This is a genomic window from Pantoea pleuroti, from assembly GCF_014156615.1.
Classification (GTDB): Bacteria; Pseudomonadota; Gammaproteobacteria; order Enterobacterales; family Enterobacteriaceae; genus Pantoea; species Pantoea agglomerans.
On record NZ_SBFD01000002.1, the window covers coordinates 442,385 to 468,179 of the forward strand.

Sequence of the window (25,795 nt, forward strand, 5' to 3'; positions counted from 1 at the left end):
AAATTAGCCGCCAATGTAAGAGAGATTCTGTGTGATGCCGGTGTTGCCCTGATGCAGAAAGTGCGTCTGCTTTTTCTGCCCCAGGCTGCTGGCGATGCGCGCCTGCAGTTCGGCCTGCTGGTCGTCTGACGCCAGCAGATCGCGCAGCGGCACACCGCCGTCACCAAACAGGCAAAGGTGCAGATTACCGTGCGCCGAAACGCGCAGACGGTTGCAGCTGGCACAGAAATCTTTGGCATAAGGCATGATCAGACCAATCTCGCCGACATAATCGGGATGGTAAAAGACCTGCGCCGGGCCGTCGCTGCGTCCGCTCTCACGACGCTGCCAGCCCTGGGCGACCAGCTGATCGCGGATGACCATGCCGGAAACGTGCTGATCGCGGAACAGCGTGCCACCGTCGCCGGTCTCCATCAGTTCGATAAAGCGCAGCTGAATCGGACGGGTACGGATCCAGTCGAGGAACGTGGCCAGATTACGGCTGTTGAGATCGCGCATCAGCACGCTGTTGACTTTGACCTGGCGAAAACCAGCGTCCAGCGCGGCATCAATGCCGCTCATCACCTGATGGAATTTATCCTGACCGGTAATGGCGTGAAACTGACGGGCATCCAGGCTGTCGACACTGACGTTGAGTGCGGTTAACCCCGCGTCACGCCACTGCTTCACGTCGCGCGCCAGCCGGTAGCCATTGGTGGTTACCGCGATCTGGCGAATGGAGGCGTTTTCGCGCACCGCCGCAATGATGTCGGTGAAATCACGGCGCAGCGACGGCTCACCGCCGGTAAGCCGCACTTTTTCCGTTCCGGCAGCGGCAAAGGCCCGCGTGACGCGGCGGATTTCATCCAGCGAGAGAAAGCTTTTGTTACGAATTCCCTGTGGCTTGTAGCCGTCAGGAAGACAGTAGGTACAGCGGAAATTACAAACATCCGTGACCGACAGGCGCAGGTAATAGAACTTACGCGCGTATGCATCAGTAAATTGTGACACCAGAACACCTTTCCAGATTGGGAGATGCAGTCATTTCTTCCTGCACCCTGGCAGCTCAATGGCTACGGCCTGAACCCCCTATCCGCAGACGTAGGCATTCAGGCTTGAGTGTACGCTGACCCGTTGATCAGCGCGGTAAGCATGATGGTAGCGTGATTTTCGCCACTCTTCCATTTGCTGTTTTCGCTATATATTCTTATACATATCGAATTTTCACCGCATTTTCGCGACAGGATACGTTAAAATGCGATCCAGATTTTGACGTAAGTCATTCGCGCGGGCTTAGCGATTAGAGCCACGCCACGCGAAGAGATATTAAGGAGAAGTATGAATCGCACACTGGCCGATCTTGATCGCGTTGTGGCACTGGGAGGCGGACACGGTTTAGGCCGCGTCATGTCTGCCCTTTCCCCGCTGGGCTCGCGTCTCACCGGCATCGTCACCACCACCGACAACGGCGGATCAACCGGCCGTATTCGTCGCTCAGAAGGCGGCATCGCCTGGGGCGACATGCGTAACTGCCTTAACCAGTTGATTGCTGAACCCAGCGTCGCCTCGGCGATGTTTGAGTACCGTTTTGCCGGTAACGGCGAACTGGCCGGACACAACCTGGGTAATCTGATGCTGCGGGCGCTGGATCATCTCAGCGTTCGACCGCTTGAAGCGATCAACATCATCCGTAACCTGCTTAAAGTCGACGCTTTTTTAATTCCGATGTCGGAGCAGCCGGTGGATCTGGTGGCGATGGATGTTGAAGGCAACATGGTTTATGGCGAAACCGCAATTGACGAGATGAAGCAGCCGCCGCAGGAGCTGATGCTGCATCCCAACGTCCAGCCAACGCGGGAAGCGCTGCAGGCGGTTGGTGAAGCGGATCTGATCCTGATTGGACCCGGCAGCTTTTACACCAGCCTGATGCCGATTCTGCTGATGGAAGAGATGGCGCAGGCCTTGCGTCGCACCCCTGCCACCATGGTGTTTATTGGCAATCTGGGCCGCGAGCTGAGTCCTGCCGCCGCCAGTCTCTCAGTGGCTGATAAGCTGCAGATGATGGAGCGTTATATCGGCAAGCGGGTGATTGATGCGCTGGTCGTCAGCCCGGCGGTGGACACCCGTGGCATTGAAAACCGGCTGATTGTCCGTGAACCGCTGGAGGCCGCCGATATCCAATATCGTCACGACCGCCAGCTGTTACGGGTGGCGCTGGAACACGCCATTCAGGGCTTTAACGGCGCTACGAGGCCGCAATAAACAGCGTTCGCAGTTCATGCAGCTGATCGCGCACGTTGGCCGCCTGTTCGAACTCCAGGTTCTGCGCATGCTGCTGCATCTGCCCTTCCAGCTCGTGGATTTTCTTCTGCAGGGCCTGCGGCGTTAACAGCTGGAAATCGGCCAGCGCCTGGGCTTCGCCAGGGCGGGCTGGTTTCGCTTTGCCGCGCGTTTTCACCACGTTTTTGCCCAGTTCCAGAATATCGGTGATCTTCTTATTCAGGCCCTGCGGCACGATGCCGTTCTCTTCGTTGTGCAGCTGCTGTTTCTCACGGCGGCGCTCGGTCTCTTCAATGGCACGCGCCATCGACGGCGTGATTTTATCGCCGTAGAGAATCGCCTTACCATTGATGTTACGCGCCGCACGGCCAATGGTCTGAATCAGCGAGCGTTCGGAGCGCAGGAAGCCCTCTTTATCCGCATCGAGAATCGCCACCAGCGACACTTCCGGCATATCCAACCCCTCACGCAGTAAGTTAATGCCCACCAGCACATCAAACTCGCCCAGACGTAAGTCGCGAATAATCTCCATACGCTCTACCGTGTCGATATCAGAGTGCAGATAACGCACCTTCTCACCATGCTCAGACAGATATTCGGTGAGATCTTCCGCCATGCGTTTGGTCAGCACCGTCACCAGTACACGTTCGTTGATCGCCACGCGCTGACGGATTTCTGACAGCAGATCGTCGACCTGGGTACCGACCGGACGCACTTCGATGATCGGATCCAGCAGACCGGTAGGACGCACCACCTGATCGATCACTTCGTCGCCCGACTTTTCCAGCTCATATTTGCCCGGCGTCGCCGAAACATAGATGGTCTGTGGTGCCAGCGCCTCAAACTCTTCAAACTTCATCGGACGGTTATCCAGCGCCGACGGCAGGCGGAAGCCATACTCCACCAGCGTCTCTTTACGCGCCCGGTCGCCTTTATACATGCCGCCAATCTGCGGAATGGTCACGTGCGACTCATCCACCACCAGCAGGCCATCGGCGGGCAGATAGTCAAACAGCGTCGGTGGCGCTTCGCCCGGTCCGCGTGCGGAGAGGTAGCGTGAGTAGTTCTCGATGCCGGAGCAGTAGCCCAGCTCACTCATCATCTCCAGGTCAAACTGGGTACGCTGGGTAATGCGCTGCTCTTCCAGCAGCTTATTGTTCTCCAGCAGCACCCGGCGGCGGTCCGCCAGCTCGACTTTGATATCTTCCATCGCCTGCAGAATACGCTCACGCGGCGTCACGTAGTGCGTCTTGGGGTAGATGGTAAAGCGCGGAACGACCGAATCGATCTGGCCGGTCAGCGGGTCAAACAGCGACAGACGCTCAACCTCTTCGTCAAACAGCTCGACGCGCAGCGCAATATCGTCCGACTCCGCCGGGAAGATATCGATCACTTCGCCGCGCACCCGGAAGGTGCCGCGCTGGAACGCCTGGTCGTTGCGGGTGTACTGCAACTCTGACAGACGGCGCAGAATACTGCGCTGATCGATAATCATGCCGCGGGTCAGGTGCAGCATCATTTTCAGATAGAGATCGGGATCGCCCAGACCGTAGATAGCCGAAACCGACGCCACCACAATGACATCGCGCCGTTCCAGCAGCGCCTTGGTGGCCGACAGACGCATCTGTTCGATATGTTCGTTCACCGACGCATCCTTTTCGATAAAGGTGTCGGAGCTCGGCACATAGGCTTCTGGCTGGTAATAGTCGTAGTATGAGACGAAAAACTCGACGGCGTTATCCGGGAAAAACTCTTTCATCTCGCCATAGAGCTGGGCGGCCAGCGTCTTGTTGGGCGCCAGTACCATGGTCGGACGGTTGAGGTCGGCAATCACGTTGGCGACGGTAAACGTTTTACCAGAGCCGGTTACGCCTAATAAGGTCTGATGGGCCAGTCCATCCTCCAGCCCCTCTTCCAGGCGACGTATCGCCTCAGGCTGGTCGCCCGAAGGTTTAAAGGCGGAGTTCAATTTAAAGGCTTTGCTCATGAATGCAGTTCCTGCTGGAGAAGTCGGCGGGCAGGCACTCATTTTACTCTGCTATGGTGATTTTGCCAGAAAATAATACTGGATATAAAAACAGTATTGGTGCAATGTTAACGCCAGCAGGATGGCACCTGCTGTCCCTGCAGGCTGGCAGCGTTATCGCTCAGCTTGTTGCGCAATGTTATCCCCAGGCAGAGATCTGATTTAACATTTGTCAATAGAGTGTCACAAAATTACAGTACGGTTACCTGACAGATAATTCTCAGGCTTGTTTTTTGATAACAAACTGATTTTATTGAAATAAGGCTATGAGGCCAGATTCTCGTCATTATGTTACCAGGCCGCGTATTTCCTCGCTTCCAACTGGTTTTCATTACCTAATGCACAAGGTTATCCACAGGAATGGTGGATAAGTGATGGCAGCCCCGACGCCATCAGCTGTGTATAATTTTTCCCTGCCTTCTCACCACCGTGAAAATATTTTTTTTTGCGTTAAATTTCGCGTCGCCTGCTGCCGGATTATTCTGCAATTTTAATCTGTCACCGGGTGCCGCACGCAAATTTTCACGCCTCATACTAAGATTCTTAATCGGACTTGCTGCCACGTCAGAGTACGTCTGCACCAGAAACAGCGCCCCGAGGCACTGCAAAAGTGCAGACGCGTTATCACCGTGGGGAATTGATAAGTTTTTCTCACCTTTCTTCCCTGACACGAGGCGCTCCGGCAGGAAACAGGGCCGTTTTTAGATCTGGCCTGGGAATTGCAGGAGTCAGTAGCGTTACCGCGCTGAACGCGCACTGTGCTGCAATGGCGAGGCTGCCGTTGCTGATGACTTGTTTGCCAGACGACAGAGCGCGGAAGCAATCAGGCTAATGATCGGGAAGGAGAGTGTCAGATGCTGAGTTTACGTTCGGTAAATCAATTTTACGGTCAAAACCATATTCTATGGGATGTGGACCTGGATCTGTCGCCTGGCACCTGCACCGGCATTCTGGGCCGTCCTGGCATGGGTAAAACCACGCTGGTGAACTGCATCATGGGCAGATTGCCGATTAACAGCGGCTCCATCTCCTGGAAAGAGGATGGCTCGCCGCCGGAAGATCTGCTGCTGCAACCGGCTGAACAGCGGGCGCAGATGGGGATTGGCTATGTGCCGCAGGGCCGCCATATTTTTACTCAGATGAGCGTGGAAGATAATCTGCTGATTGCCCTGCTGGCGGGTGCCAGCCAGCGCGACCGCCATCGCGCCATTCCCGAAATGGTGTTCGACCTCTTCCCGGCGCTCTACTCTCTGCGCCAGCAGCGCAGCGGCGATCTGCCGATCGATCAGCAGCAACAGCTGGCCCTGGCGCGCGCGCTGGTGCTGCAGCCCAAACTGCTGATTCTGGATGAGCCGACCGACGGGATGTCGCCGTGGCTGGAAGAGGAGATGGGCAATCTGATCCGTCGGCTTAACCTCGACTACGGGCTGACCATCCTGCTGCTCGAGCAGCGCCTGTCGCTGATCCGTCGCGTGGCGGACTATTTTCTGCTGCTGCACCGCGGTCGCAATGTGGCGCAGGGCAGCATGGAACAGCTTGATGACCACACCGTCGATAAATGGCTGACGGTAGCCTGACACCTGGCGCCTGCCCCACCGGGCGTAACGGTTGCAGGCAGGCTGGAGATGGAGCGCGCAGAACCACCGGAGCGCATACACAGCGCGAGGATGGTGAGCACTGCCCGGACTCAGCGTGACAAATAAAATAGCCAGGCCAGGCGGTTACTCCGGCAGCGTCAGGTATTGACCACAGGACGCCTGCTGCGACGCATCAGTGAGAAATGGGATGGTGCCCAGACAGGGCGCAGGTAACCTATTTTTAAGGCTGGTGAGATACTCCTGATAGCGTTTACCCGGGGGTTCAACGGTGTTGGCGATCCAGCCCACCAGCGGCAGTCCGCTTGCCCGCACCGCGTCAGCGGTGAGCATGGCGTGGTTGATGCAGCCGAGCTTAATCCCCACCACCAGAATCACGGGCAGCTTTTCGCTGACTACCCAGTCCGCATAGGTGTGCGTCTCCGACAACGGGGTATACCAGCCGCCCGCGCCCTCTACCAGAATCCAGTCTGCCAGCGGTTGCAGCGCCGCCAGACCCGCCGACAGCGCCAGATGGGTGATCGGCCTGCCCTCTTCGGCGCTGACGATGTGCGGCGAAGTCGGCTCGAGAAACGCCAGCGGATTGACCTGCTGATAGGTTAACGGCACGCTGCTGTAGCGCTGCAGCGCCAGGGCATCGCTGTTACGGATGCCCTCTGGCGTCATCTCACAGCCTGAGGCAACCGGCTTATAGCCCGCACAGCGATAGCCCGCTGCGGCTGCGGCCTGCAGCAGCCCGCCGCTGGCAACAGTTTTACCGACCTCGGTGTCGGTGCCAGTGATAAACAGGCGTTTCATGATGCACTTACTCCATAGATTAAATGGTAACTCAGGCGATAGCCGTGTCGATCGCGAGGCCAGTGCGCCTCTAACTGGTTGAGCCGTTGTCGGGTTAATACCTGCCCGTCACGCCCCTGGTGCAGATGGGTCGCGCCAATCCCTTTCAGGGAGCGCATGGCACTGAGCGCATCGGGAAAATGCAGGGTCACCACCTCTGAGGTACAGCGCAGGTGCTCTGCGTGGCAAGCCGCCGCAATCTGTGGCTCGCTGAGAAAGCGGTTGGCGTGAGGCAGCGCATCCAGATGGGACCAGGCTTCATGAACCTCCTGCAGCGAACCGTCGCCCAGAGTGGAAAACAGCAGCGTGCCATCGGGCCGCAGCACCCGCCGGAACTGGCTCAGCGCGCCGGGCAGATCCTCGCTCCACTGCACCGCCAGGTTGCTCCACACCAGGTCAATCGTGTTATCCGCCAGCGGCAGCGCGTCGATATCACCGGCCAGATAGTGCTGCGCCGCGTCATTGTCCCGCGCCTGTTGCAGCATCTGCGGAGAGAGATCCAGCGCCGTCACCTGTTTGCCACGTTCGCGCCACAGCCTGCTGTACCAGCCGGTGCCGCAACCGGCATCCAGCAGCTGCAGACCGCTCTGTGCGGGCGCCTGTGCCAGCAGGGCATCGCCGCTGAGGCGTTGCAGCGCAGCATGGGCATCGTAATGGCTGGCCGCCCGGCCAAAGGCGCGTGCCACCGCCTGTTTGTCAACCCGCAGCGTCATGCAGCGCCTCCAGTAACCGGTCAATATCCTCAGGATGATGAGCCGCGGTCAGGGTGATGCGCAGCCGGGCCGTCCCCGGCGGCACGGTCGGTGGTCGGATCGCGCTGACCCAGCAACCCGCCTCAGCCAGCCGTTGTGAGAGCGCCATCGCATCGCCATTTTCGCCCACCAGCAGCGGCTGAATCGCGCTGCCGGAGTCCATCAGTTGCCACGGCAGCGAGGCCGCACCGCGCCGGAAATGGCCAATGTTCTGTTGCAGTTGCTGGCGCAGGGCATCGCCCTGCTGAACTTCACGCAGCGACGCCTGCAGCGCGCTAGCCTGCGCCGCGGGCATCGCGGTGGAGTAGATCAGATGTCGGCTGAACTGCAGGAAATAGTCGGCGGTGACTGCGTCGCACAGCAGCGCGGCACCGCTGACGCCAAAGGCTTTGCCAAAGGTGACCACCAGCAGTTCCGGTTTAACGCCCTGCTGCCAGCAGCTGCCGCGCCCCTGCTCACCCACCACGCCGATGCCGTGCGCATCATCCACCAGCAGCCAGCCCTCTGCCTGTCGCGTCTGTTGCGCCAGGGCGGCCAGCGGCGCACTGTCGCCATCCATGCTGAAAATACCTTCCGTCACCACAAGCGTTTCGCCCTCGCAGGGAGAGGCGAGCCGGGATGCCAGGCTCTCCGGCGCGTTGTGATGGAAACGTCGTAGCTGTGCCGGACTATGGCTGGCGGCGTCGAGCAGCGAGGCGTGGCTGAGTTTATCGGCCAGGATGCGATCGTTTTTCTCGCCCAGCAGATGAATGACCGCCTGATTGGCCGCAAAGCCAGAGATAAACAGCAGCGCACGGTCGTAGCCGAGCCAGTCGGCCAGCTGCGCCTCAAGATCGGCGTGCTGACGGTGATAACCCGTGACATGCCCTGAAGCACCCGCACCTGCGCCCGCCCGCGCCGCGCCCTGTTGCCAGCCCGCAATCACCGCCGGATGCTGGGTTAAGCCGAGATAATCATTGCTGGAGAAGTGGAGATAGCTGCGGCCGCCGCTGTGCAGCGTGCGGGTCGATTGCTGATCGATCACCCGTCGCTGCCGCCAGCCATCGGCCGCCCGGCGCTGCGTCAGCGCCTGACGGATACGTTGCTGCCAGCTCATTACAGCGCCGCGTTGTAGAACTGTTCAGTGTCGGCATGGAATAGCTGCTCGCTGAGTTGCTGCTCCTGCTGCTGATCGCCGTGCTGAGTGTGAGTATGCTCCGGGTTAAGACCCAGTTTTCGGAACAGCACCCGGTCTTTATCCTCTTCCGGATTCGGCGTGGTCAGCAGTTTGCAGCCGTAGAAAATCGAGTTCGCCCCGGCCATAAAGCACATCGCCTGGGTCTGCTCACTCATCTGCTCACGGCCCGCAGAGAGGCGCACATGCGAGGTCGGCATCATGATGCGCGCCACCGCGATGGTGCGGATAAAATCGAACGGTTCCACATCATCATTATCCGCCAGCGGCGTGCCTTTAACCTTCACCAGCATGTTGATCGGTACACTCTCCGGCGGCGTTGGCAGGTTGGCTAACTGAACCAGCAGACCGGCGCGGTCGTTAACGGTTTCGCCCAGGCCGACAATGCCACCCGAACAGACTTTGATGCCGGCGTCGCGCACTTTGCCCAGCGTATCCAGACGTTCCTGATAGCTGCGGGTGGTGATGATGGAGCCGTAGAATTCCGGTGAGGTGTCGAGGTTATGGTTGTAGAAATCGAGACCCGCGCCCGCCAGTCGCTGCGCCTGGCCGTCGCTGAGCGTGCCCAGCGTCATGCAGGTTTCCATTCCCATCGCCTTCACGCCTTCCACCATCTTCTCCAGATAGGGCATATCGCGCTCGTGCGGATTTTTCCACGCGGCACCCATGCAGAAACGGGTTGAACCGGCGGCTTTGGCCTGACGCGCTGAGGTCAACACCTCTTCCACTTCCATCAGCCGCTCCGACTCCAGGCCGGTCTTGTAGCGCGCACTCTGCGGGCAGTATTTACAATCTTCCGGACAGGCGCCGGTTTTAATCGACAGCAGGGTACTGACCTGCACCTGGCGCGGATCGAAGTGCTGCCGATGCACCTGCTGTGCGTTAAACATCAGTTCAAGAAAAGGTTGATCAAACAGCGCTTGCGCCTGTGCAATTGTCCAGCGTTGAGCCATTACTTACTCCAAAAAGGGTGTCATCCCGACGAAAAGCAGGGTTATACTTGTAAACTATATTTTTTTATTTTGGTTTACAACTCCGATGACTATCCCCGTTTTCTCCTCAGACGATGCCCGCTTTGACCGCCAGCATATCTGGCATCCCTACACCTCCATGCAGGATCCGCTGCCCTGCTATCCGGTGGTCGCCGCACAGGGTTTTCAGTTGCAACTAGCCGATGGCCGTGAGCTGGTGGATGGGATGTCCTCGTGGTGGGCGGCGATTCACGGTTACAACCATCCGCGCCTGAACCGGGCGTTGACAGAGCAGGTCACACAGATGGCGCACGTGATGTTTGGCGGCATTACCCATCCGGCGGCGGTAGCGCTCTGCCGTCAGCTGGTGGCGATGACGCCTGAGGCGCTGGAGTGCGTCTTCCTGGCCGACTCAGGCTCGGTGGCGGTGGAAGTGTCGATGAAGATGGCGCTGCAATACTGGCTGGGGCGTGGCGAGACGCGTCAGCAGTTCCTGACGCTGAAACGCGGCTATCACGGCGATACCTTTGCAGCGATGTCGGTGTGCGACCCCGAGAACTCGATGCACAGCCTGTGGCGCGGCTATCTGCCCAAGCATCACTTTGCGGCGGCCCCGGCCTGCGGCTTTGATGATGAATGGCACAAGCCTGATTTCGATGATTTTGCCAGGCTGATAGAACAGCATCACCGGCAACTGGCAGCCGTCATTCTGGAGCCGATTGTGCAGGGTGCGGGCGGCATGCGTTTCTACCATCCGCGCTATCTGCAGCAGGTACGGGAAGCCTGTGATCGCTATGGCGTGCTGTTGATTGCGGATGAGATCGCCACCGGGTTTGGCCGTACCGGCAAACTTTTTGCCTGCGAGCATGCGGGCATTACCCCGGATATTCTCTGCGTCGGCAAAGCGCTGACCGGTGGCATGATGACGCTGGCGGCGACCCTGACTACCCGCGAGGTCGCGGACACCATCAGCCGCAGCGCGGCGGGCTGCTTTATGCATGGCCCGACCTTTATGGGCAATCCGCTGGCCTGTGCGGTAGCGGCGGAGAGCCTGACCATGCTGGCGGAAGGTCACTGGCAGCGCCAGGTGGCGACGATCGAACAGCAGTTACGGGCTGAGCTGCTGCCGCTGCGCAGTTCACCGCAGGTGGCCGATGTGCGCGTGCTGGGCGCGATTGGCGTAGTGGAAACCCATCAGGCGGTTAATATGGCGGCGCTGCAGCAGTTCTTTGTTGAACAGGGCGTCTGGATCCGGCCTTTTGGCCGGCTGATCTACCTGATGCCACCCTACATCATCACACCACAGGCGCTGAGCAGGCTGGTGCAGGCGATTGGCGGCGCGCTGGAGCATTCTCAACATTTTGCCGCCTGAAGCAGGCTGACCGCTGGCACTGGCGACACTTTTAGTTATGATGGCAGGCTATTCATCGACAATTAAGGAGATGTGATGCGCGTTTTTAGTCAGGATTTTAATGACGGCGAGAAGATGCCTGAAAAGCATGTTTTCAACGGCATGGGTTATCAGGGCGAGAATATCTCTCCCCATCTTGCCTGGGAAGCGGCGCCGGAAGGCACCAAAAGTTTTGTGGTGACCTGCTACGATCCTGATGCCCCAACCGGTTCCGGCTGGTGGCACTGGGTGGTGGCGAATATTCCGGCCAGCACGACGTCACTGCCGCAGGGTGCCGGCTCCGGCAAAGCGTCACTGCCAGCAGGCGCAATCCAGACCCGTACCGATTTCGGTCAGGCGGGCTACGGTGGCGCGGCACCGCCACAGGGCGAAACCCATCGCTACATTTTCACCGTGCATGCGCTGGATGTGGAGACGATTGAAGTAGATGAAGGCGCCAGTGGCGCAATGGTCGGCTTTAATGTGCATTTCCACGCACTGGCGAGCGCCTCGCTGACCGTGAATTATCAGTAATTCAGTACGCCTCTCCTGAGCAGGAGAGGCGTTTTTCGTAGCGGGTTACGCCTGTAACTGATGAATCACAACCCACATCGGGCCCTGCCCCACCGCATAACGTCCCAGCGGCTTTAACAGCCCTTTCGGTTCGGTAATCGCATAAACTTCGATGTGATGAGATTTCTGTCCCGCCGCCACCAGATAGCGTCCGCTGTGATCGATATTAAATCCACGCGGCTGCGTTTCCGTCGGCTGGAACCCTTCCAGGGTCAGCTCATCGCCCAGGTCGCTGACGCTGAAGACTGCCAGCGTGCTGCTGGTGCGATCGCAGGCATAGAGGAAACGGCCATCCGGCGTCAGATGAATATCGGCTGCCCAGCGCGTACCGCTGAAGTCAGGCGGCATCATATCCAGCGTCTGCACGCTTTCTGCTTCACCTTCGCCCGTATTTAATGCCCAGACCTCAACCGTACTGTCGAGCTCGTTCACGCAGTAAGCGTACTGGCCGCCCGGATGGAACTGCATATGACGCGGGCCAGCGCCTTCTACTGTCGTGACCTGAGCCTGTTTACGCGGCGTCAGCTGACCGTCTTCGCCCAGCTTAAACAGACAGATACGGTCCTGCTTCAGAGCCGGCACGTAGAGCGTCTTGTTGTCATTATCGATGTTGGCCGAGTGACAGCCATCCAGTCCGCTGATCACCTGCAGCGGGGCCTGCGGAATGCCGTCATCGCCAATCGGGCTGACGCTGACGCAGGCATCATTGTAGGAGCCGCAGAACAGGAACCTGCCCTGGCGATCGGTGGAAATGTGAGTCGGGCTGCCGGGCAACGGCGCCTGCCCCGCTTCGGTCAGCGTGCCATCGGCGGCAATGCGAAACGCCAGCACGCGGAAATTGGGACGCACACCGACATAGAGAAAATCGCGGTTCGGACTCACCACCATCGGCTGAACCTGGCCGGCGACATCGGTCACCTGAAGCAACGTCAGCCCACCCTCATCATTCATCTGCCAGACGTGGATCTGCTGGCTCTCGGGACTGGCGGTGTAGACAACTTGTTTCATGCATTCTCCTTTTTTGCTGCCTGATCATGATCTGTGAATCACTGTAGCCTGTTTTATTGCCCTACGCTGGGATCATTTGTGCCCTGTTTTTTGTCTCCGGACCGTGGTGAGGTGTAGACTTCAGCCCCTGCAAACCAGGAAAAACGAGAGGATTAATGAGCTACCGTGTAATTGCCCTCGACCTCGACGGCACGCTGCTGACCCCAGCCAAAACGATTCTGCCGCAGTCAATCGAAGCGCTAAATCAGGCACGCCAGGCGGGCGTTCATGTCGCTATCGTGACCGGACGCCATCACTGCGCTATCCACCCTTTTTATCAGGCGTTACAGCTGGATACACCCGCAATCTGCTGTAATGGCACCTATTTGTATGATTACAAGGCGAAAAAGGTGCTGGCGTCCGATCCTCTCGACCCGCAACTGGCGTTGCAGGTAATTGAGATGCTGAATCAGCAGCAGATTCACGGGTTGCTCTACGTGGATGATGCGATGCTCTATCAGACCCCGACCGGCCACGTGATGCGCACCCTGAAATGGGCCGAATCGCTGCCTGCCCACCAGCGTCCACTGTTCCGCCAGGTGCCCGACCTGGCCCAGGCGGCACGCGACGCCGGTTCGATCTGGAAGTTTGCCCTGTCGCACAACAACATCCCGGAACTGCAGCAGTTCGCCACCAGGGTGGAAGCGGAACTGGGGCTGGCCTGTGAATGGTCGTGGCACGATCAGGTGGATATCGCCAAAGGCGGCAACAGCAAAGGCAAACGACTGGCGCAGTGGGTTGAATCACTGGGGCTGAGTATGTCCGATGTGATCGCGTTCGGTGATAACTATAACGATCTCAGCATGCTGGAAACGGCCGGACTGGGCGTGGCGATGGGCAATGCCGATGAGGCGATTAAAGCGCGGGCGAAAATGGTCATCGGCACCAACCTTGAAACCGGTATTGCCGATACCCTCTATCAGTACGTGTTGTAATCAGGGCGTCACAGAGACGCTTTTGATCTGGGCATAGAGCCACTGATCCGGCCGGATGCCCAGCTCATCCCGCGCCCACGGCGTGATGCGCGCCCAGAGTTCGCTGATGCCGATGCGCAGCTTCACCTCAACCTGGTCCCCGACCTCCAGCAATTCCACCACCTGTGCCGGTAAAATGTTGCGGATGGAGCTGTGTTGCGGCGGTTGCAGCGCCAGCGAGACATCGGCCGAGGCAATGCGAATACGCAGCGGGGTTTTAACCGGCTGATTCACCCGGCTGACCCAGATGTGCTGATCGCCCAGCGACAGCGCGGTCATCGGATAGTCGGGATGCTGCTCCAGCACCTGCACCCGCAGCACGCTGGTCAGTTCACTCACTGGCAGCCAGGGCCGCATCGCGCTGCTGCTCCAGACCCGCTCCAGCGGACCAAAGGCTTTGACCTTGCCCGCATCCAGCACCAGCACGTTATCAGCCAGCTGCAGGATCTCCTCCAGACTGTGCGAAACGTAGAGCATCGGAATATCGACCTGCTTCGCCAGCTTTTGCAGATACGGCATCAGTTCACGTTTGCGTGGCAGATCCAGTGACGCCAGCGGCTCATCCAGCAGCAGCATATCCGGTGCGGTCAGCAGCGCACGGCCAATCGCGACCCGCTGCTTTTCCCCGCCCGACAGCGACAGCGGAAAGCGCGGCAGCAGTGCCTCCAGACCCAGCAGTGAGACCAGACTGTCGAACTGCGCTTTCATCGCCGGGGCCATGCCATATTGCAGGTTGCCTCGGACCCGATAGTGCGGGAACAGCCGCGCATCCTGGAAGACATAACCGATACGCCGTTTTTCCGGCGGCAGCGCAATCTTCTGCTCCGCATCAAACAGCAGGCGATCGTGTAGCTGGATCCGTCCCCTTTGCGGCTGAGTCAATCCGCTAATCGCGTTGATCAGCGAGGTTTTTCCGGCGCCTGACACGCCGAAAATAGCAGTGATCCCTTTGGCCGGGATCTGCAGGTCGACCTCCAGCACGTGATCGCCCTGCTGCTGCATAAAGTTGAGTGATAGCATCAGTTTCCCATCCGCTTACGGCCTGCACGTGCCAGCCATTCCGACGCCAGCAGTGACGCCAGCGCCAGCACGATCGCGATGACGCAGAGCCGTGCCGCCGCCCCTTCCGCGCCGGGCGTCTCTATCAGGGTAAACATCGCCAGCGGCAGCGTGCGCGTCTCGCCGGGAATATTGGAAACAAAGGTGATGGTGGCGCCGAACTCACCCAGCGATCGGGCAAACGCCAGCACCGTACCGACGATGACGCCAGGCAACGTCAGCGGAAGCGTGATGGTGAAAAAGACCCGCCAGCGTCCGGCACCCAGCGTGCGCGCCGCCTGCTCCAGCCGGTTATCCACCGCCTCCAGCGCCAGCCGGATGGCACGCACCATCAACGGAAAGGCGATCACGGCAGAGGCCAGTGCGGCACCGCGCCAGCTGAAAGCAAAGCTGAAGCCGAACCAGTCATAAAGCTTTTCGCCTATGGTGCCGCGCCGCCCCAGGCTAATCAGCAGCAGATACCCCACCACCACCGGCGGCAGCACCAGCGGCAGGTGGATCAGGCTGTCGAGCAGCGCTTTACCAGGAAAACGGCAGCGCACCAGAATCCAGGCCATCAGGATGCCAAACGGCAGGCTGCCCATCACGGCTATGCCAGAGACTTTAAGGCTAAGCAGTACCGCCTGCCATTCGGGATCGCTGAGTATCATTTCGTCGGTGTGAATCCGTAATGTTTGAAGATAACCGCGGCCTGAGGCCCTTTCAGATAATCATAAAACGCTTTAACGGCGGCATTGTCGTGATCGTTAACTATCGCCATCGGATATTCCACCGGCTTATGGCTGGTTGCCGGAAAATGCCCGACGACCTGCACTTTGTCGCTGGCGACCGCGTCAGAACCGTAGACAATGCCATAGGGCGTTTCATTACGCTCGACCAGGGCCAGCGCTGCCCGAACATTATTGGCTGGCGCTAACGAAGGCACAACGCCTTCCCAGGCACCCAGTTTTTGCAGCGCCTCTTTGGCGTAGATGCCCGCAGGAACGTGGTCCGGATCGCCGACCGCCAGACGCTCCCCGTGCAGCAATGTTTTCCAGTCAGTCTTCGGATCCAGCGTCACCGCTTTGGCTGCGGCACTGCGTGGCGCAATCAGCACCAGATCGTTGCCCAGCAGGGTATAGCGGCTGCTGGTAATCACACTTTTTTTTGCCACCGCATCATCCATCCACTGCTGATCGGCAGAGATAAAGAGATCGGCAGGTGCACCCTGCTCAATCTGGCGCGCCAGCGTTGAAGAGGAGGCAAATGAAGAGACCACCGTCACCCCCTTTTCCTGCTTGTAACGGCTGGCAATATCCTGCATCGCGTTGGTCAGTGAAGCCGCGGCAAACACAGTAATGTTGTCGGCGGCCACAGCCTGTCCGGCCAGCGAAACGGTGATCAGGGCCGCGACGCCCCAGCAATAGTGTTTAAATGACATGATTTTCTCCGGCTATTCGTTGTGTAGCGGATAATATAGCGCAATGTCAGTGAGGTTCAGTAAATTATCGGCAGGGGGAACAAAAGGTTAAATCAGGTGAGTTAAAAACAACCACGCCCGCGCAGATGGCGGGCGTGGCAGCAATTAATTGTGCGAACGGGCTGAGGATTTTTCGCGATGACCAATTTTAGAGATGACGTTAAACACTTCACCCAGGCCATAAATCATACCCAGCATCAGCGCCATCACCACAGGCACCATCAGTATGGCGACGGCGAGGCTTTTAAGTAATTCCAGCATGGAGAGTCTCACTCTGCTAACAAAAAAGAGATTGTAACGGGTCAGCAAAATTTTGCGCAGCCCTTTTCGTGCTTTTACTTTGGTCACAAAACGCCGCTATCATCGGCCTTCGCCTTAACCCTTTGCCGGAGCTGTCATGGAAGCCGAACTGTCCCTTCATATCCGTTTACAACAGAAACTGTTTGCCGATCCGCGACGTATTGAACTGCTGAAACGCGTACAGCAGACCGGGTCGATCAGTCAGGGTGCGAAGCTGGCCGGCATCAGCTACAAAAGTGCCTGGGATGCGATTAATGAGATGAACCAGATGGCGGATGAAACGCTGGTAGAGCGGGCCACCGGCGGCAAAGGCGGCGGTGGCGCAACGCTGACCCGCTACGGTGAACGCCTGATTCAGCTGTTCCAGCTGATGGAGCAGATCCAGCAGAAAGCCTTTGATGCGCTGCAGCAGGATACGTTACCGCTCGACAGTCTGCTGGCGGCCATCGCCCGCTTCTCGCTGCAGACCAGCGCCCGTAACCAGCTGTTTGGTACCGTCGTCAGTAACGATGCGCAGCAGGTGGTCCAGCATCTGCTGATTCAACTGGCCGATGGCGTCACGCAGCTTAATGTGGCGCTGACCCAGCGCAGCGCCGATCGCCTGCAACTGGCCGCGGGTAAAGAGGTGCTGGTGCTGATCAAAGCGCCGTGGATCCGCATCAGTCGTGACGCCGCACAGGATGACAATCAGCTGGCAGCGACGGTCAGTGCCATCGAACCCGGCGAGCAGATGAGTGAAGTGCTGATGAAGCTCGCCAGCGGCGAAACCCTGTGCGCGACCCTGAGCAACGATCAGCTGCAGCAACTCAGGCTGCAGCCCGGCGACGCCGTGATCGCCAGTTTCAATGCGGAACACGCCATCGTCGCCACCCTGCTCTAGCCGTTGATTTGACTTCATTACGGGCAATGGTTACAACTCAGTGACACGATGCAAAAAATGGAACATAAGATGGCTTCATTGCACATTTCGCAAGGCACGTTTCGTCTTAGCGATACCCGGATACTGAGCCTGAATCAGGTGGAACTGCAGCGCGGCGAAAGCTGGGCGTTTGTCGGTGCCAACGGCAGCGGCAAATCATCACTGGCGCGCGCACTCTCTGGTGAACTTCCGCCGCTGGCCGGTTCAGTCAGCAGCGATTTCAGACGGCCGGTCCGGCTGTCGCTGGAGCAGCTACAAACCCTGGTGGCGCAGGAGTGGCAGCGCAACAACACCGATATGCTCAGCGAAGGTGAAGAGGATACCGGGCTGACCGTGGCAGAGGTGATTCAGGCGGAGGTGAAGCAGCCCGAGCGCTGCGAGCAGCTGGCACAGCAGTTCGGCATCGAAGCGCTGCTTTCACGCCGCTTCAAATATCTCTCTACCGGCGAAACCCGCAAAACCCTGCTCTGTCAGGCATTGATGAACCAGCCAGATTTGCTGATTCTGGATGAGCCGTTTGACGGGCTCGATGTGGCGTCGCGCGCCAGCCTGACCGACACGCTGCGCGGCCTGCAGCAGCCGACATTTACCCTGGTGCTGGTGCTCAATCGCTTTGACGATATCCCCGATTTCATTCAGCAGGTTGGCGTGCTGGCAGAGTGCACCCTCACCCACAGCGGGCCACGCCAGGCCATTTTAACGGAAGCGCTGGTGGCGCAGCTGGCACACAGTGAACAGCTGATGGGAATGGCGTTACCTGAGGCGGATGTGCCGGATCAGCTGCCATCGCTGGCGGATGATGCGCCGCGCGTTATCCTGCGCAATGGCACCGTCTCGTATAACGATAAGCCAGTAATTCAGGGGCTGAACTGGCAGGTCAACGCCGGCGAGCACTGGCAGATCACCGGTCCGAACGGCGCCGGAAAATCGACCCTGCTCAGCCTGGTGACCGGCGATCATCCTCAGGGCTACAGCAATGATTTAACCCTGTTTGGCCGCCGTCGCGGCAGTGGCGAAACCATCTGGGATATCAAGCAGCATATTGGCTATGTCAGCAGCAGCCTGCATCTCGATTATCGCGTCAGCACCAATGTGCGCACGGTGATCCTGTCGGGCTTCTTCGACTCTATTGGTCTCTATCAGGCAGCTTCTGACCGGCAAAAAGCGCTGGCGCAGCAGTGGCTGGCACTGCTGGGGATGGATAACGGACAGGCCGATGCCCCGTTCCACTCGCTCTCATGGGGACAGCAGCGGCTGGTGCTGATTGCCCGCGCGCTGGTTAAGCATCCGACGCTGCTGATACTGGATGAGCCACTACAGGGGCTCGACCCGATTAACCGCCAGCTGGTGCGGCGCTTTGTCGATGTGCTGATTGGCGAGGGACGGACTCAGCTGCTGTTTGTTTCGCATCACGCGGAAGATGCGCCCGCCTGCATCACACATCGCCTGAGCTTTATCGCCCATGACGGCGGCTTTCACTATCAGCAGGAAAATCTGCACTAAGGCTCTTATAACGGGTCACCCCACGCCGCTGCTGCGGCGTTTTAAAGCGCCCTTGTGTAAGCGCTACCATTCAGCATCGCCTTTCACGCCATATATCCGCACACAATGCCACGAAATGAGAATATTCAGCTTGTGTAAGCGATACCATTTATCCAGACTTGATCACGCTTTCGGGCGCGATGATGTGCTACTTTTTACCAATGCCTCTTTGGCTTTTGACGCTTACCAGGATCTAACATGGAAAAATTCAACCCGGTCGATCACCCGCATCGCCGTTACAATCCACTGATTGATCAATGGATTTTAGTTTCACCTCATCGGGCCAAACGTCCGTGGCAAGGCGCGCAGGAAACCCCGGCGGTCAATACGTTACCGGCGCACGATCCGGACTGCTTCCTGTGTGCCGGAAACACCCGCATCACCGGCGACAAAAACCCGGACTATGCAGGCACCTACGTCTTTACCAATGACTTTGCTGCGCTGATGACCGACACGCCAGACGCGCCCGAGAGCGACGATATCCTGATGCGTTGTGAAAGCGCACGCGGCACCAGTCGGGTCATCTGCTTCTCGCCCGATCACAGCAAAACCCTGCCGGAGATGTCGCTGAACGCACTGGAAGAGGTGGTGCGTACCTGGCAGGCACAGACCGCCGATCTGGGTCAGCACTATCCCTGGGTGCAGGTGTTTGAGAACAAAGGCGCGGCGATGGGCTGCTCCAACCCCCATCCCCATGGTCAGATCTGGGCCAACAGCTTCCTGCCGAATGAAGCGCAGCGTGAAGATGATCATCAGCGCGACTATTTCGCTAAACATGGCTCGCCGATGCTGGTCGATTATCTGGCTCGCGAACAGCAGGATGGCAGCCGCACCGTGGTGGAAACCGATCACTGGCTGGCGGTTGTGCCGTGGTGGGCCGCCTGGCCGTTTGAAACCCTGCTGCTGCCGAAAGCGCACGTCAAACGAATTACCGACCTCAATGAGGCGCAGCGTACCGACCTGGCGCTGGCGCTTAAGCTGCTGACCAGCCGATACGACAACCTGTTCCAGTGCTCATTCCCCTACTCCATGGGCTGGCACGGGGCGCCGTTTAACGGCGAAGCCAACGATCACTGGCAGTTGCATGCTCACTTCTATCCGCCGCTGCTGCGCTCAGCAACGGTGCGTAAATTTATGGTTGGCTATGAAATGCTGGCCGAAACCCAACGCGATTTAACGGCGGAGCAGGCGGCGGAACGTCTGCGTTCTGTCAGCGACGTTCACTTCCGTGAGGCACAACAATGAGCTTAAAAACCATCACGCAGCAGCTTTTCTCTGACACCTTCGGTTACGCCGCTACGCATACTATTCAGGCACCGGGCCGCGTTAACCTGATTGGCGAGCACACTGACTATAACGACGGCTTCGTGCTGCCGTGCGCTATCGATTACCAGACGGTGATTGCCTGTGCCCGCCGTGACGATCGTCAGATTCGGGTGGTCGCGGCGGATTATGAGAATGCGCAGGACACATTCTCGCTGGATGAAGAGATCGTCAGCCTGCAGGAACCGATGTGGGCCAACTATGTACGCGGCGTGGTGAAACATCTGCAGCAGCGTCATGCCGATTTCGGCGGTATCGATATGGTGATCAGCGGCAACGTGCCTCAGGGCGCGGGCCTCAGCTCATCTGCGTCGCTGGAAGTGGCGATCGGCACCGTAGTGCAGCAGCTCTATAATCTGCCGCTGGATGGCGCCGCCATTGCCGTGAATGGTCAGGAAGCGGAAAACCAGTTCGTCGGCTGTAACTGCGGCATCATGGACCAGCTGATCTCAGCGCTGGGCCGGAAAGATCACGCCATGCTGCTCGACTGCCGCACGCTGGGCACGCGTCCGGTGTCGATGCCGGAAGATATCGCGGTGGTGATCATCAACTCCAACTTCCGTCGTACCCTGGTTGGCAGCGAATACAACACACGTCGTGAGCAGTGTGAAGCGGGCGCGCGTTTCTTCAATAAGAAGGCGCTGCGTGACGTTGAACTGGCCGAGTTTGAAGCGGCACAGGCGCAGCTCGACCCGCAGGTGGCAAAACGCGTGCGTCACGTCCTGACCGAGAACGCCCGCACCCTGGAAGCGGCTGATGCGCTGACGCAGGGCGACCTGACCCGTATGGGCCAGCTGATGGCCGAATCTCACGCCTCGATGCGTGACGACTTCGAGATCACTGTGCCACCGATCGATACCCTGGTAGAGATCGTGAAAGCGCAGATCGGTGAGCGCGGCGGCGTGCGTATGACCGGCGGCGGCTTTGGTGGCTGTATCGTCGCGCTGATGCCACTGGATCTGGTCGATCAGGTCAAAGCCGCCGTAGCGGAGCAGTATGAAGCAGCGACCGGCATCAAAGAGACCTTCTACGTCTGCAAAGCCTCTGAAGGAGCCGGCCAATGCTGAACGACGTCAACTCCCACGCGCCCGACGGTCAGCCGTGGCGCATAACGGTGCTGCGCAATGCCAACGGCATGCTGGCAACCTTTATGGACTGGGGCGCAACCTGGCTCTCCGCCCGCGTGCCGATGCAGGATGGCACGGTGCGTGAAGTGCTGCTCGGCTGCGCCACGCCCTCTGACTATCTGCATCAGGATGCCTATCTGGGCGCGACGGTCGGCCGCTACGCTAACCGCATCGCCGGGGCGAAACTGAATAAACTGAATCGCCAGCTGGTGCCGAACCAGGGTGCACATCAGCTGCATGGCGGACCAGAAGGCTTTGATAAGCGCCGCTGGCAGATTGTCAGCCAGTCTGACAGTGAGGTGCACTACCGCATTGATTCGCCCGATGGCGATCAGGGCTATCCCGGCAATCTGATTGCCGATCTGCGCTACCAGCTGGATGACCAGAACTGCCTGAGCATTAGCTATGAAGCGCGCTGCGATCAGCCCTGCCCGGTCAATCTGACTAACCACGCCTACTTTAACCTTGATGCGCATCATGGCGACGCTCGCCAGCATCGCTTACAACTGCACGCCGACCATTATCTGCCGGTCGACAGCGAAGGCATCCCGAATGCGCCGCTGAAAGAGGTTGCCGGAACCAGTTTTGATTTCCGCGAGGCCAAAGTCGTGGCACAGGAGTTTCTGGCAGACGACGATCAGCGGGCGGTGAAGGGCTACGACCATGCGTTTCTGCTCAACAGCGCAGGCGACGACACTCAGCCTGCGGCAGAACTCTGGTCGGAAGATGGCAGACTGCAACTCAGCGTGACCACTTCGGCACCGGCATTGCAGTTCTACTCCGGCAACTACCTGGCGGGCACCCGTGCCCGCGAGCAGGCGAGCTATACTGCATTTCAGGGTATTGCGCTGGAGAGCGAATTTTTACCGGATTCGCCTAATCATGCTGAGTGGCCTCAGCCTGATTGCTGGCTGCAGCCGGGAGATCACTGGGAATCCGTGACGCGTTATCGCTTCACGCCACGCTGAGCCTCCGGCTGAAAAACGCGCAGTGCGTCACACACAGGCTTACGCGCTGCCCGCTTTTCCGTTATGGTATGGCGCAATCAGCTCGCGTGTCAGGCGGGCAGCAGCAGGTTTCCAATCTCACAGAAACATCACAGTATTAAGGAGTTAAGCTATGGCTGTAACTAAGCTGGTTCTGGTGCGACACGGCGAAAGCCAGTGGAACAACGAAAACCGCTTTACCGGTTGGTATGATGTTGACCTTTCTGAGAAAGGTCGTGGCGAAGCCAAATCAGCAGGTCAGCTGCTGAAAAAAGAGGGCTTTGTTTTCGATTTCGCTTACACCTCAGTACTGAAGCGTGCCATTCACACGCTGTGGAATGTGCTGGATGAGCTGGATCAGGCCTGGCTGCCGGTTGAGAAAACCTGGCGTCTGAACGAGCGTCACTACGGTGCGCTGCAGGGTCTGGATAAAGCGGAAACCGCTGCCAAATATGGTGATGAGCAGGTTAAGCAATGGCGTCGCGGCTTTGCCGTTACCCCACCAGAGCTGGATCGTTCAGATGAGCGCTTCCCGGGCCATGATCCGCGTTACGCGAAACTGACCCCAGAGCAGTTGCCAACCACCGAAAGCCTGGCGCTGACCATCGACCGCGTTATCCCTTACTGGAACGACACCATTCTGCCGCGCATCAAAAGCGGTGAGAAAGTGATCATTGCCGCACACGGCAACTCACTGCGTGCGCTGGTGAAATATCTGGATAACCTGAGCGAAGATGAAATCCTCGAACTGAACATCCCTACCGGCGTACCGCTGGTCTATGAGTTCGATGAAAACTTCAAACCGCTGAAACGCTACTACCTGGGCGACCAGGACGAGATTGCCGCGAAAGCCGCAGCCGTTGCGAATCAGGGTAAAGCGAAGTAATTTCTCGCTGAAATGCAAAAAGGCCAGACGAAAGTCTGGCCTTTTTTATTGGGCTGAGCGCACGAACGCTGTGCACTGTGTTCGTTGTCAGAATAAAGAGAACAATGAGCCTGGCAACAACTGATTGGCTCAAAGCGCAGGGAATACGGTCAGAGGCACAATCCTCAAAGCGAACCGGGTCAGACCTTGTCAGTTATCCCACTCAGCCGCGGCGCTGTTTAACCGCTGCTGCCAGCTGACGCAGTACCTTGTCGGTATCTTCCCAGCCGATACAGGCGTCGGTAACGCTTTTGCCATAGACCAGCGGCTCGCCGCTCTCCAGGCTCTGGTTGCCTTCCACCAGATGACTCTCGATCATCACACCGACAATCGCCTGCTCCCCGTTAATCAGCTGCTGTGAGACATCGTCTGCCACCACCATCTGACGCTGGAACTGCTTGCTGCTGTTGGCGTGGCTGAAATCGATCATCACCTGCTGTGGCAGACCCGCTTTTGCCAGGCCCTCTTTGACCTCTGCAACATGCTGCGCACTGTAGTTCGGCTCTTTGCCGCCGCGCAGAATGATATGGCAGTCACCGTTGCCGCTGGTTTCCACAATGGCGGAGTGACCATACTTCGTCACTGACAGGAAACAGTGTGGTGAACCCGCCGCGTTAATCGCATCGATCGCCACCTTAATGGTGCCATCGGTGCCGTTTTTGAAGCCGACCGGACAGGAGAGACCCGACGCCAGCTCACGGTGTACCTGAGATTCCGTGGTGCGCGCGCCAATCGCGCCCCAGCTCATCAGGTCAGCCACATATTGCGGGGTAATCATATCCAGAAACTCGCCCGCCGCTGGTAAACCGCTGTTGTTAATATCCAGCAGCAGCTTACGCGCCAGACGCAGACCATCGTTGAGCTGGTAGCTGTTATCCATATACGGATCGTTGATCAGCCCTTTCCAGCCCACCGTGGTGCGCGGCTTTTCAAAATAGACCCGCATCACCACTTCCAGCTCGCCTTTCAGCTCATCACGCAGCGCCAGCAGGCGGTCGGCATACTCTTTCGCCGCTTCTGTGTCATGAATCGAACAGGGGCCGATCACCACCAGCAGGCGATCGTCCTTGCCCTGCAGGATCTGATGAATCGCCTGACGGGCCTGTGAAACGGTCTGTGCAGCACGATCGGTCGCCGGGAATTTTTCGAGCAGCGCAACCGGAGGTAACAGCTCTTTAATCTCTTTGATGCGTAAGTCATCGTTCTGGTAATTCATACTGATTCCATATTATTTCTGGCCCGGCGCCCGCCGGACACAACCTGCCCAATGTAGCCCGAAGCGCCAGGGGTGTAAATTCCCGCTGCGGGTTAAATGTGCGGGTGATATTTGCATTAATCAGGTTAGCGACTAGACTTTTTAATGGTAAGCACTGAGGAACGTCCCGCTTACCAGATTAAATCACCCTGTTTAAGCCAACCGGCGAATTATATTTCGTCAGGGATTTTATTACCCGAAATTGCACCTCTGGGCTTAAAGCACCTTCATTTATTAACGGGAGCATAATGATGAAAAAGTTTGCCTTACTCTTTTTGACAGCAGCAATGACACTGAGCAGCGGTGCGGTACTGGCTGCAGACAGCAGCAGCAATAACGGTACATCGAATCAGGCAGCCAGTGCAGGTGCAGCAGCGGGCGGAGCGAAAGAGAATCTGCCGCCAAATAATGTCGATAACAGCAAAATTAATAACACTGGCAACGATACGAATCCTGCAACGTCTGGCAGCACCACCAGCCATGGTAATATGTCTGCTAACGAAATGGACCAGAACGCCCAGTGTAAAGATGGTAAATGTCCGAACATCAATAAAAAAGTTCAGACTAAAGTGGGCGGCGGTGACGTAGATACCAAAACCGACGGCACCACCCAGTAATTCTGTTTAACCAGGAGAGCTGATGCTCTCCTGGTTTTTCTCCCCTCTGCCCCACTCTTCCGCTATGCTAATCCTGTGAAATTTACAGGAAATCCTTCATGGCCGTTTTGCTTCTGATTGACGATCATCCGCTGGTTGAAGTGGCACTTGAAGCCGCTCTGAGCCAGTCGCCCTTTCCGGTTCAGCTCCTCTCTGCCAGCAGTGAAAAAGCCGCCCGTCCCCTGCTTCAGCAGCCACTGGACATCATCGTGCTGGATATTGGCCTGCCGGACAGCGATGGGCTGGAGTTCCTGCGTCGCCTGAAAATCCATCGGCCCGACTGTCCGGTATTGATCTACTCTGCTCAGCAGACCCGCCACTATGTGCGTCGTGCCCAGGCGCTGGGTGCCGCCGGTTATGTGGTGAAGAGCCAGCGCATGGCGCAACTGCTTAGCGCTATCCTGGCGGTGCTGGGCGGTCAGACGGCGTTTCCGGTGATGGATGATGAGCCGGAACTTCCGCTGACCCAGAAAGAGCGTCAGATTCTGGCGCTGCTGGCCAGCGGCCTGTCCAATCTGCAAATCGCCGCCCAGTTGCACATCAGTAACAAAACGGTCAGCACCCATAAAAAGAACATTCTGGAAAAAACCGGTACCCGTTCGGTGGTGGAACTGGCTGACCTGTGGAAGGCGCAGCAGTGAGAACT

General features: G+C 58.1%; 26 protein-coding genes and 1 riboswitch. Of the genes, 13 read left to right on the forward strand and 13 right to left on the reverse strand.

Annotated features, from left to right (window positions below; all coding sequences use genetic code 11):
- Positions 1 to 3: 3 nt before the first annotated feature.
- The gene (moaA, locus tag EPG66_RS06030) at positions 4 to 990 is read right to left on the reverse strand and encodes a GTP 3',8-cyclase MoaA (RefSeq protein ID WP_039391210.1); all 987 of its coding nucleotides are present in this window, start codon (positions 988 to 990) and stop codon (positions 4 to 6) included.
- Positions 980 to 1,113, reverse strand: a riboswitch (molybdenum cofactor riboswitch). It overlaps the preceding gene by 11 nt.
- Before the next feature lie 204 nt (positions 1,114 to 1,317).
- Here moaA and EPG66_RS06035 point away from each other — a divergent pair.
- Positions 1,318 to 2,241: a gluconeogenesis factor YvcK family protein gene (locus EPG66_RS06035; protein WP_010260233.1), complete on the forward strand. Its 924-nt coding sequence runs from the start codon at positions 1,318 to 1,320 to the stop codon at positions 2,239 to 2,241.
- Here the strand turns inward: EPG66_RS06035 and uvrB are convergent.
- The gene (gene uvrB / locus EPG66_RS06040) at positions 2,225 to 4,246 is read right to left on the reverse strand and encodes an excinuclease ABC subunit UvrB (protein ID WP_010260230.1); all 2,022 of its coding nucleotides are present in this window, start codon (positions 4,244 to 4,246) and stop codon (positions 2,225 to 2,227) included. The two genes, EPG66_RS06035 and uvrB, sit on opposite strands and share 17 nt — an antisense overlap.
- 431 nt (positions 4,247 to 4,677) lie before the next feature.
- On the reverse strand, positions 4,678 to 4,956 hold the full coding sequence (locus tag EPG66_RS06045; RefSeq protein ID WP_069025960.1) for a hypothetical protein: 279 nt from the start codon (positions 4,954 to 4,956) through the stop codon (positions 4,678 to 4,680).
- Positions 4,957 to 5,139: 183 nt separating this feature from the next.
- On the opposite strand from EPG66_RS06045, the gene EPG66_RS06050 reads away from it, so the two are divergent.
- Positions 5,140 to 5,862, forward strand: a complete 723-nt coding sequence (locus tag EPG66_RS06050; RefSeq protein WP_010260222.1) for an ABC transporter ATP-binding protein — start codon at positions 5,140 to 5,142, stop codon at positions 5,860 to 5,862.
- A 144-nt stretch (positions 5,863 to 6,006) separates the two neighbouring features.
- Here the strand turns inward: EPG66_RS06050 and bioD are convergent, their stop codons facing one another.
- Genes bioD through bioB form a run of 4 tightly spaced genes read right to left on the reverse strand, consistent with a single transcriptional unit; the run spans position 6,007 to position 9,596 of the window.
- Positions 6,007 to 6,678: a dethiobiotin synthase gene (gene bioD / locus EPG66_RS06055; protein WP_064704682.1), complete on the reverse strand. Its 672-nt coding sequence runs from the start codon at positions 6,676 to 6,678 to the stop codon at positions 6,007 to 6,009.
- Entirely contained in the window at positions 6,675 to 7,430 is a 756-nt protein-coding gene (gene bioC / locus EPG66_RS06060) for a malonyl-ACP O-methyltransferase BioC (RefSeq protein WP_115758775.1), read from the reverse strand. The genes bioD and bioC overlap by 4 nt, the downstream gene beginning before the upstream one ends.
- Positions 7,414 to 8,565 carry an 8-amino-7-oxononanoate synthase gene (bioF, locus tag EPG66_RS06065; RefSeq protein WP_182686248.1) on the reverse strand — a complete coding sequence of 384 codons (1,152 nt, stop codon included), beginning with the start codon at positions 8,563 to 8,565 and terminating at the stop codon, positions 7,414 to 7,416. Before bioF ends, bioC begins: the two co-directional genes overlap by 17 nt.
- On the reverse strand, positions 8,565 to 9,596 hold the full coding sequence (gene bioB, locus EPG66_RS06070) for a biotin synthase BioB (RefSeq protein ID WP_115758776.1): 1,032 nt from the start codon (positions 9,594 to 9,596) through the stop codon (positions 8,565 to 8,567). Before bioB ends, bioF begins: the two co-directional genes overlap by 1 nt.
- Before the next feature lie 85 nt (positions 9,597 to 9,681).
- Here bioB and bioA point away from each other — a divergent pair, with 85 nt between their 5' ends.
- Positions 9,682 to 10,986, forward strand: a complete 1,305-nt coding sequence (bioA, locus tag EPG66_RS06075; RefSeq protein ID WP_182686250.1) for an adenosylmethionine--8-amino-7-oxononanoate transaminase — start codon at positions 9,682 to 9,684, stop codon at positions 10,984 to 10,986.
- Between the two features lie 75 nt (positions 10,987 to 11,061).
- A complete protein-coding gene (locus EPG66_RS06080) occupies positions 11,062 to 11,538 on the forward strand; it encodes a kinase inhibitor (protein WP_013357177.1) in 477 nt (158 codons plus the stop codon).
- 45 nt (positions 11,539 to 11,583) lie between these two features.
- Here EPG66_RS06080 and pgl read toward each other — a convergent pair whose 3' ends face one another.
- The gene (gene pgl, locus EPG66_RS06085) at positions 11,584 to 12,585 is read right to left on the reverse strand and encodes a 6-phosphogluconolactonase (protein ID WP_022626021.1); all 1,002 of its coding nucleotides are present in this window, start codon (positions 12,583 to 12,585) and stop codon (positions 11,584 to 11,586) included.
- Positions 12,586 to 12,740: 155 nt separating this feature from the next.
- Here pgl and EPG66_RS06090 point away from each other — a divergent pair, with 155 nt between their 5' ends.
- A complete protein-coding gene (locus EPG66_RS06090) occupies positions 12,741 to 13,559 on the forward strand; it encodes a pyridoxal phosphatase (protein ID WP_182686252.1) in 819 nt (272 codons plus the stop codon).
- Here the strand turns inward: EPG66_RS06090 and modC are convergent, their stop codons facing one another.
- The 4 genes from modC to EPG66_RS06110 all read right to left on the reverse strand — a co-directional run bounded on the left by modC (position 13,560) and on the right by EPG66_RS06110 (position 16,377).
- On the reverse strand, positions 13,560 to 14,618 hold the full coding sequence (gene modC / locus EPG66_RS06095) for a molybdenum ABC transporter ATP-binding protein ModC (protein ID WP_031593831.1): 1,059 nt from the start codon (positions 14,616 to 14,618) through the stop codon (positions 13,560 to 13,562). It abuts the gene before it with no gap.
- Positions 14,618 to 15,307, reverse strand: coding sequence for a molybdate ABC transporter permease subunit (gene modB, locus EPG66_RS06100; protein ID WP_031593830.1), 690 nt, complete (start codon positions 15,305 to 15,307; stop codon positions 14,618 to 14,620). The genes modC and modB overlap by 1 nt, the downstream gene beginning before the upstream one ends.
- On the reverse strand, positions 15,304 to 16,077 hold the full coding sequence (gene modA, locus EPG66_RS06105) for a molybdate ABC transporter substrate-binding protein (RefSeq protein ID WP_182686254.1): 774 nt from the start codon (positions 16,075 to 16,077) through the stop codon (positions 15,304 to 15,306). Before modA ends, modB begins: the two co-directional genes overlap by 4 nt.
- Before the next feature lie 144 nt (positions 16,078 to 16,221).
- On the reverse strand, positions 16,222 to 16,377 hold the full coding sequence (locus EPG66_RS06110; RefSeq protein WP_010260183.1) for an AcrZ family multidrug efflux pump-associated protein: 156 nt from the start codon (positions 16,375 to 16,377) through the stop codon (positions 16,222 to 16,224).
- 136 nt (positions 16,378 to 16,513) lie between these two features.
- Between EPG66_RS06110 and modE the strand changes: the two genes are divergently transcribed.
- From modE to gpmA, 6 genes are all read left to right on the forward strand, one after another.
- On the forward strand, positions 16,514 to 17,296 hold the full coding sequence (gene modE / locus EPG66_RS06115) for a molybdenum-dependent transcriptional regulator (RefSeq protein WP_022626025.1): 783 nt from the start codon (positions 16,514 to 16,516) through the stop codon (positions 17,294 to 17,296).
- Between the two features lie 69 nt (positions 17,297 to 17,365).
- Complete coding sequence (gene modF / locus EPG66_RS06120) at positions 17,366 to 18,838, forward strand: molybdate ABC transporter ATP-binding protein ModF (protein ID WP_182686256.1); 1,473 nt, start codon at positions 17,366 to 17,368, stop codon at positions 18,836 to 18,838.
- Positions 18,839 to 19,075: 237 nt separating this feature from the next.
- The gene (galT, locus tag EPG66_RS06125) at positions 19,076 to 20,122 is read left to right on the forward strand and encodes a galactose-1-phosphate uridylyltransferase (protein WP_033756994.1); all 1,047 of its coding nucleotides are present in this window, start codon (positions 19,076 to 19,078) and stop codon (positions 20,120 to 20,122) included.
- The gene (gene galK / locus EPG66_RS06130) at positions 20,119 to 21,267 is read left to right on the forward strand and encodes a galactokinase (protein WP_182686258.1); all 1,149 of its coding nucleotides are present in this window, start codon (positions 20,119 to 20,121) and stop codon (positions 21,265 to 21,267) included. Before galT ends, galK begins: the two co-directional genes overlap by 4 nt.
- On the forward strand, positions 21,261 to 22,295 hold the full coding sequence (galM, locus tag EPG66_RS06135) for a galactose-1-epimerase (protein ID WP_182686260.1): 1,035 nt from the start codon (positions 21,261 to 21,263) through the stop codon (positions 22,293 to 22,295). The genes galK and galM overlap by 7 nt, the downstream gene beginning before the upstream one ends.
- Positions 22,296 to 22,446: 151 nt before the next feature.
- Positions 22,447 to 23,199 carry a 2,3-diphosphoglycerate-dependent phosphoglycerate mutase gene (gene gpmA, locus EPG66_RS06140; RefSeq protein ID WP_003851893.1) on the forward strand — a complete coding sequence of 251 codons (753 nt, stop codon included), beginning with the start codon at positions 22,447 to 22,449 and terminating at the stop codon, positions 23,197 to 23,199.
- A gap of 202 nt (positions 23,200 to 23,401) precedes the next feature.
- Here the strand turns inward: gpmA and aroG are convergent, their stop codons facing one another.
- Positions 23,402 to 24,454, reverse strand: coding sequence for a 3-deoxy-7-phosphoheptulonate synthase AroG (gene aroG / locus EPG66_RS06145; RefSeq protein WP_031593826.1), 1,053 nt, complete (start codon positions 24,452 to 24,454; stop codon positions 23,402 to 23,404).
- Between the two features lie 287 nt (positions 24,455 to 24,741).
- On the opposite strand from aroG, the gene EPG66_RS06150 reads away from it, so the two are divergent.
- Entirely contained in the window at positions 24,742 to 25,110 is a 369-nt protein-coding gene (locus tag EPG66_RS06150) for a YbgS-like family protein (RefSeq protein ID WP_022626030.1), read from the forward strand.
- A gap of 98 nt (positions 25,111 to 25,208) precedes the next feature.
- On the forward strand, positions 25,209 to 25,790 hold the full coding sequence (locus EPG66_RS06155) for a response regulator transcription factor (RefSeq protein ID WP_031593825.1): 582 nt from the start codon (positions 25,209 to 25,211) through the stop codon (positions 25,788 to 25,790).
- The last annotated feature ends 5 nt before the right edge of the window (positions 25,791 to 25,795 follow it).

Excerpts from the sequence above, each read along its gene's own strand:
- galT (WP_033756994.1), top strand. The coding sequence starts at position 19,076 with ATGGAAAAATTCAACCCGGTCGATCACCCGCATCGCCGTTACAATCCA.
- bioC (WP_115758775.1), bottom strand. The coding sequence starts at position 7,430 with ATGACGCTGCGGGTTGACAAACAGGCGGTGGCACGCGCCTTTGGCCGG.
- uvrB (WP_010260230.1), bottom strand. The coding sequence starts at position 4,246 with ATGAGCAAAGCCTTTAAATTGAACTCCGCCTTTAAACCTTCGGGCGAC.
- bioF (WP_182686248.1), bottom strand. The coding sequence starts at position 8,565 with ATGAGCTGGCAGCAACGTATCCGTCAGGCGCTGACGCAGCGCCGGGCG.
- pgl (WP_022626021.1), bottom strand. The coding sequence starts at position 12,585 with ATGAAACAAGTTGTCTACACCGCCAGTCCCGAGAGCCAGCAGATCCAC.
- galK (WP_182686258.1), top strand. The coding sequence starts at position 20,119 with ATGAGCTTAAAAACCATCACGCAGCAGCTTTTCTCTGACACCTTCGGT.
- EPG66_RS06080 (WP_013357177.1), top strand. The coding sequence starts at position 11,062 with ATGCGCGTTTTTAGTCAGGATTTTAATGACGGCGAGAAGATGCCTGAA.
- modB (WP_031593830.1), bottom strand. The coding sequence starts at position 15,307 with ATGATACTCAGCGATCCCGAATGGCAGGCGGTACTGCTTAGCCTTAAA.
- bioD (WP_064704682.1), bottom strand. The coding sequence starts at position 6,678 with ATGAAACGCCTGTTTATCACTGGCACCGACACCGAGGTCGGTAAAACT.
- EPG66_RS06050 (WP_010260222.1), top strand. The coding sequence starts at position 5,140 with ATGCTGAGTTTACGTTCGGTAAATCAATTTTACGGTCAAAACCATATT.
- modC (WP_031593831.1), bottom strand. The coding sequence starts at position 14,618 with ATGCTATCACTCAACTTTATGCAGCAGCAGGGCGATCACGTGCTGGAG.
- aroG (WP_031593826.1), bottom strand. The coding sequence starts at position 24,454 with ATGAATTACCAGAACGATGACTTACGCATCAAAGAGATTAAAGAGCTG.
- EPG66_RS06150 (WP_022626030.1), top strand. The coding sequence starts at position 24,742 with ATGATGAAAAAGTTTGCCTTACTCTTTTTGACAGCAGCAATGACACTG.
- modF (WP_182686256.1), top strand. The coding sequence starts at position 17,366 with ATGGCTTCATTGCACATTTCGCAAGGCACGTTTCGTCTTAGCGATACC.
- modA (WP_182686254.1), bottom strand. The coding sequence starts at position 16,077 with ATGTCATTTAAACACTATTGCTGGGGCGTCGCGGCCCTGATCACCGTT.
- EPG66_RS06090 (WP_182686252.1), top strand. The coding sequence starts at position 12,741 with ATGAGCTACCGTGTAATTGCCCTCGACCTCGACGGCACGCTGCTGACC.
- gpmA (WP_003851893.1), top strand. The coding sequence starts at position 22,447 with ATGGCTGTAACTAAGCTGGTTCTGGTGCGACACGGCGAAAGCCAGTGG.
- galM (WP_182686260.1), top strand. The coding sequence starts at position 21,261 with ATGCTGAACGACGTCAACTCCCACGCGCCCGACGGTCAGCCGTGGCGC.
- EPG66_RS06110 (WP_010260183.1), bottom strand. The coding sequence starts at position 16,377 with ATGCTGGAATTACTTAAAAGCCTCGCCGTCGCCATACTGATGGTGCCT.
- EPG66_RS06155 (WP_031593825.1), top strand. The coding sequence starts at position 25,209 with ATGGCCGTTTTGCTTCTGATTGACGATCATCCGCTGGTTGAAGTGGCA.
- modE (WP_022626025.1), top strand. The coding sequence starts at position 16,514 with ATGGAAGCCGAACTGTCCCTTCATATCCGTTTACAACAGAAACTGTTT.
- EPG66_RS06035 (WP_010260233.1), top strand. The coding sequence starts at position 1,318 with ATGAATCGCACACTGGCCGATCTTGATCGCGTTGTGGCACTGGGAGGC.
- bioA (WP_182686250.1), top strand. The coding sequence starts at position 9,682 with ATGACTATCCCCGTTTTCTCCTCAGACGATGCCCGCTTTGACCGCCAG.
- bioB (WP_115758776.1), bottom strand. The coding sequence starts at position 9,596 with ATGGCTCAACGCTGGACAATTGCACAGGCGCAAGCGCTGTTTGATCAA.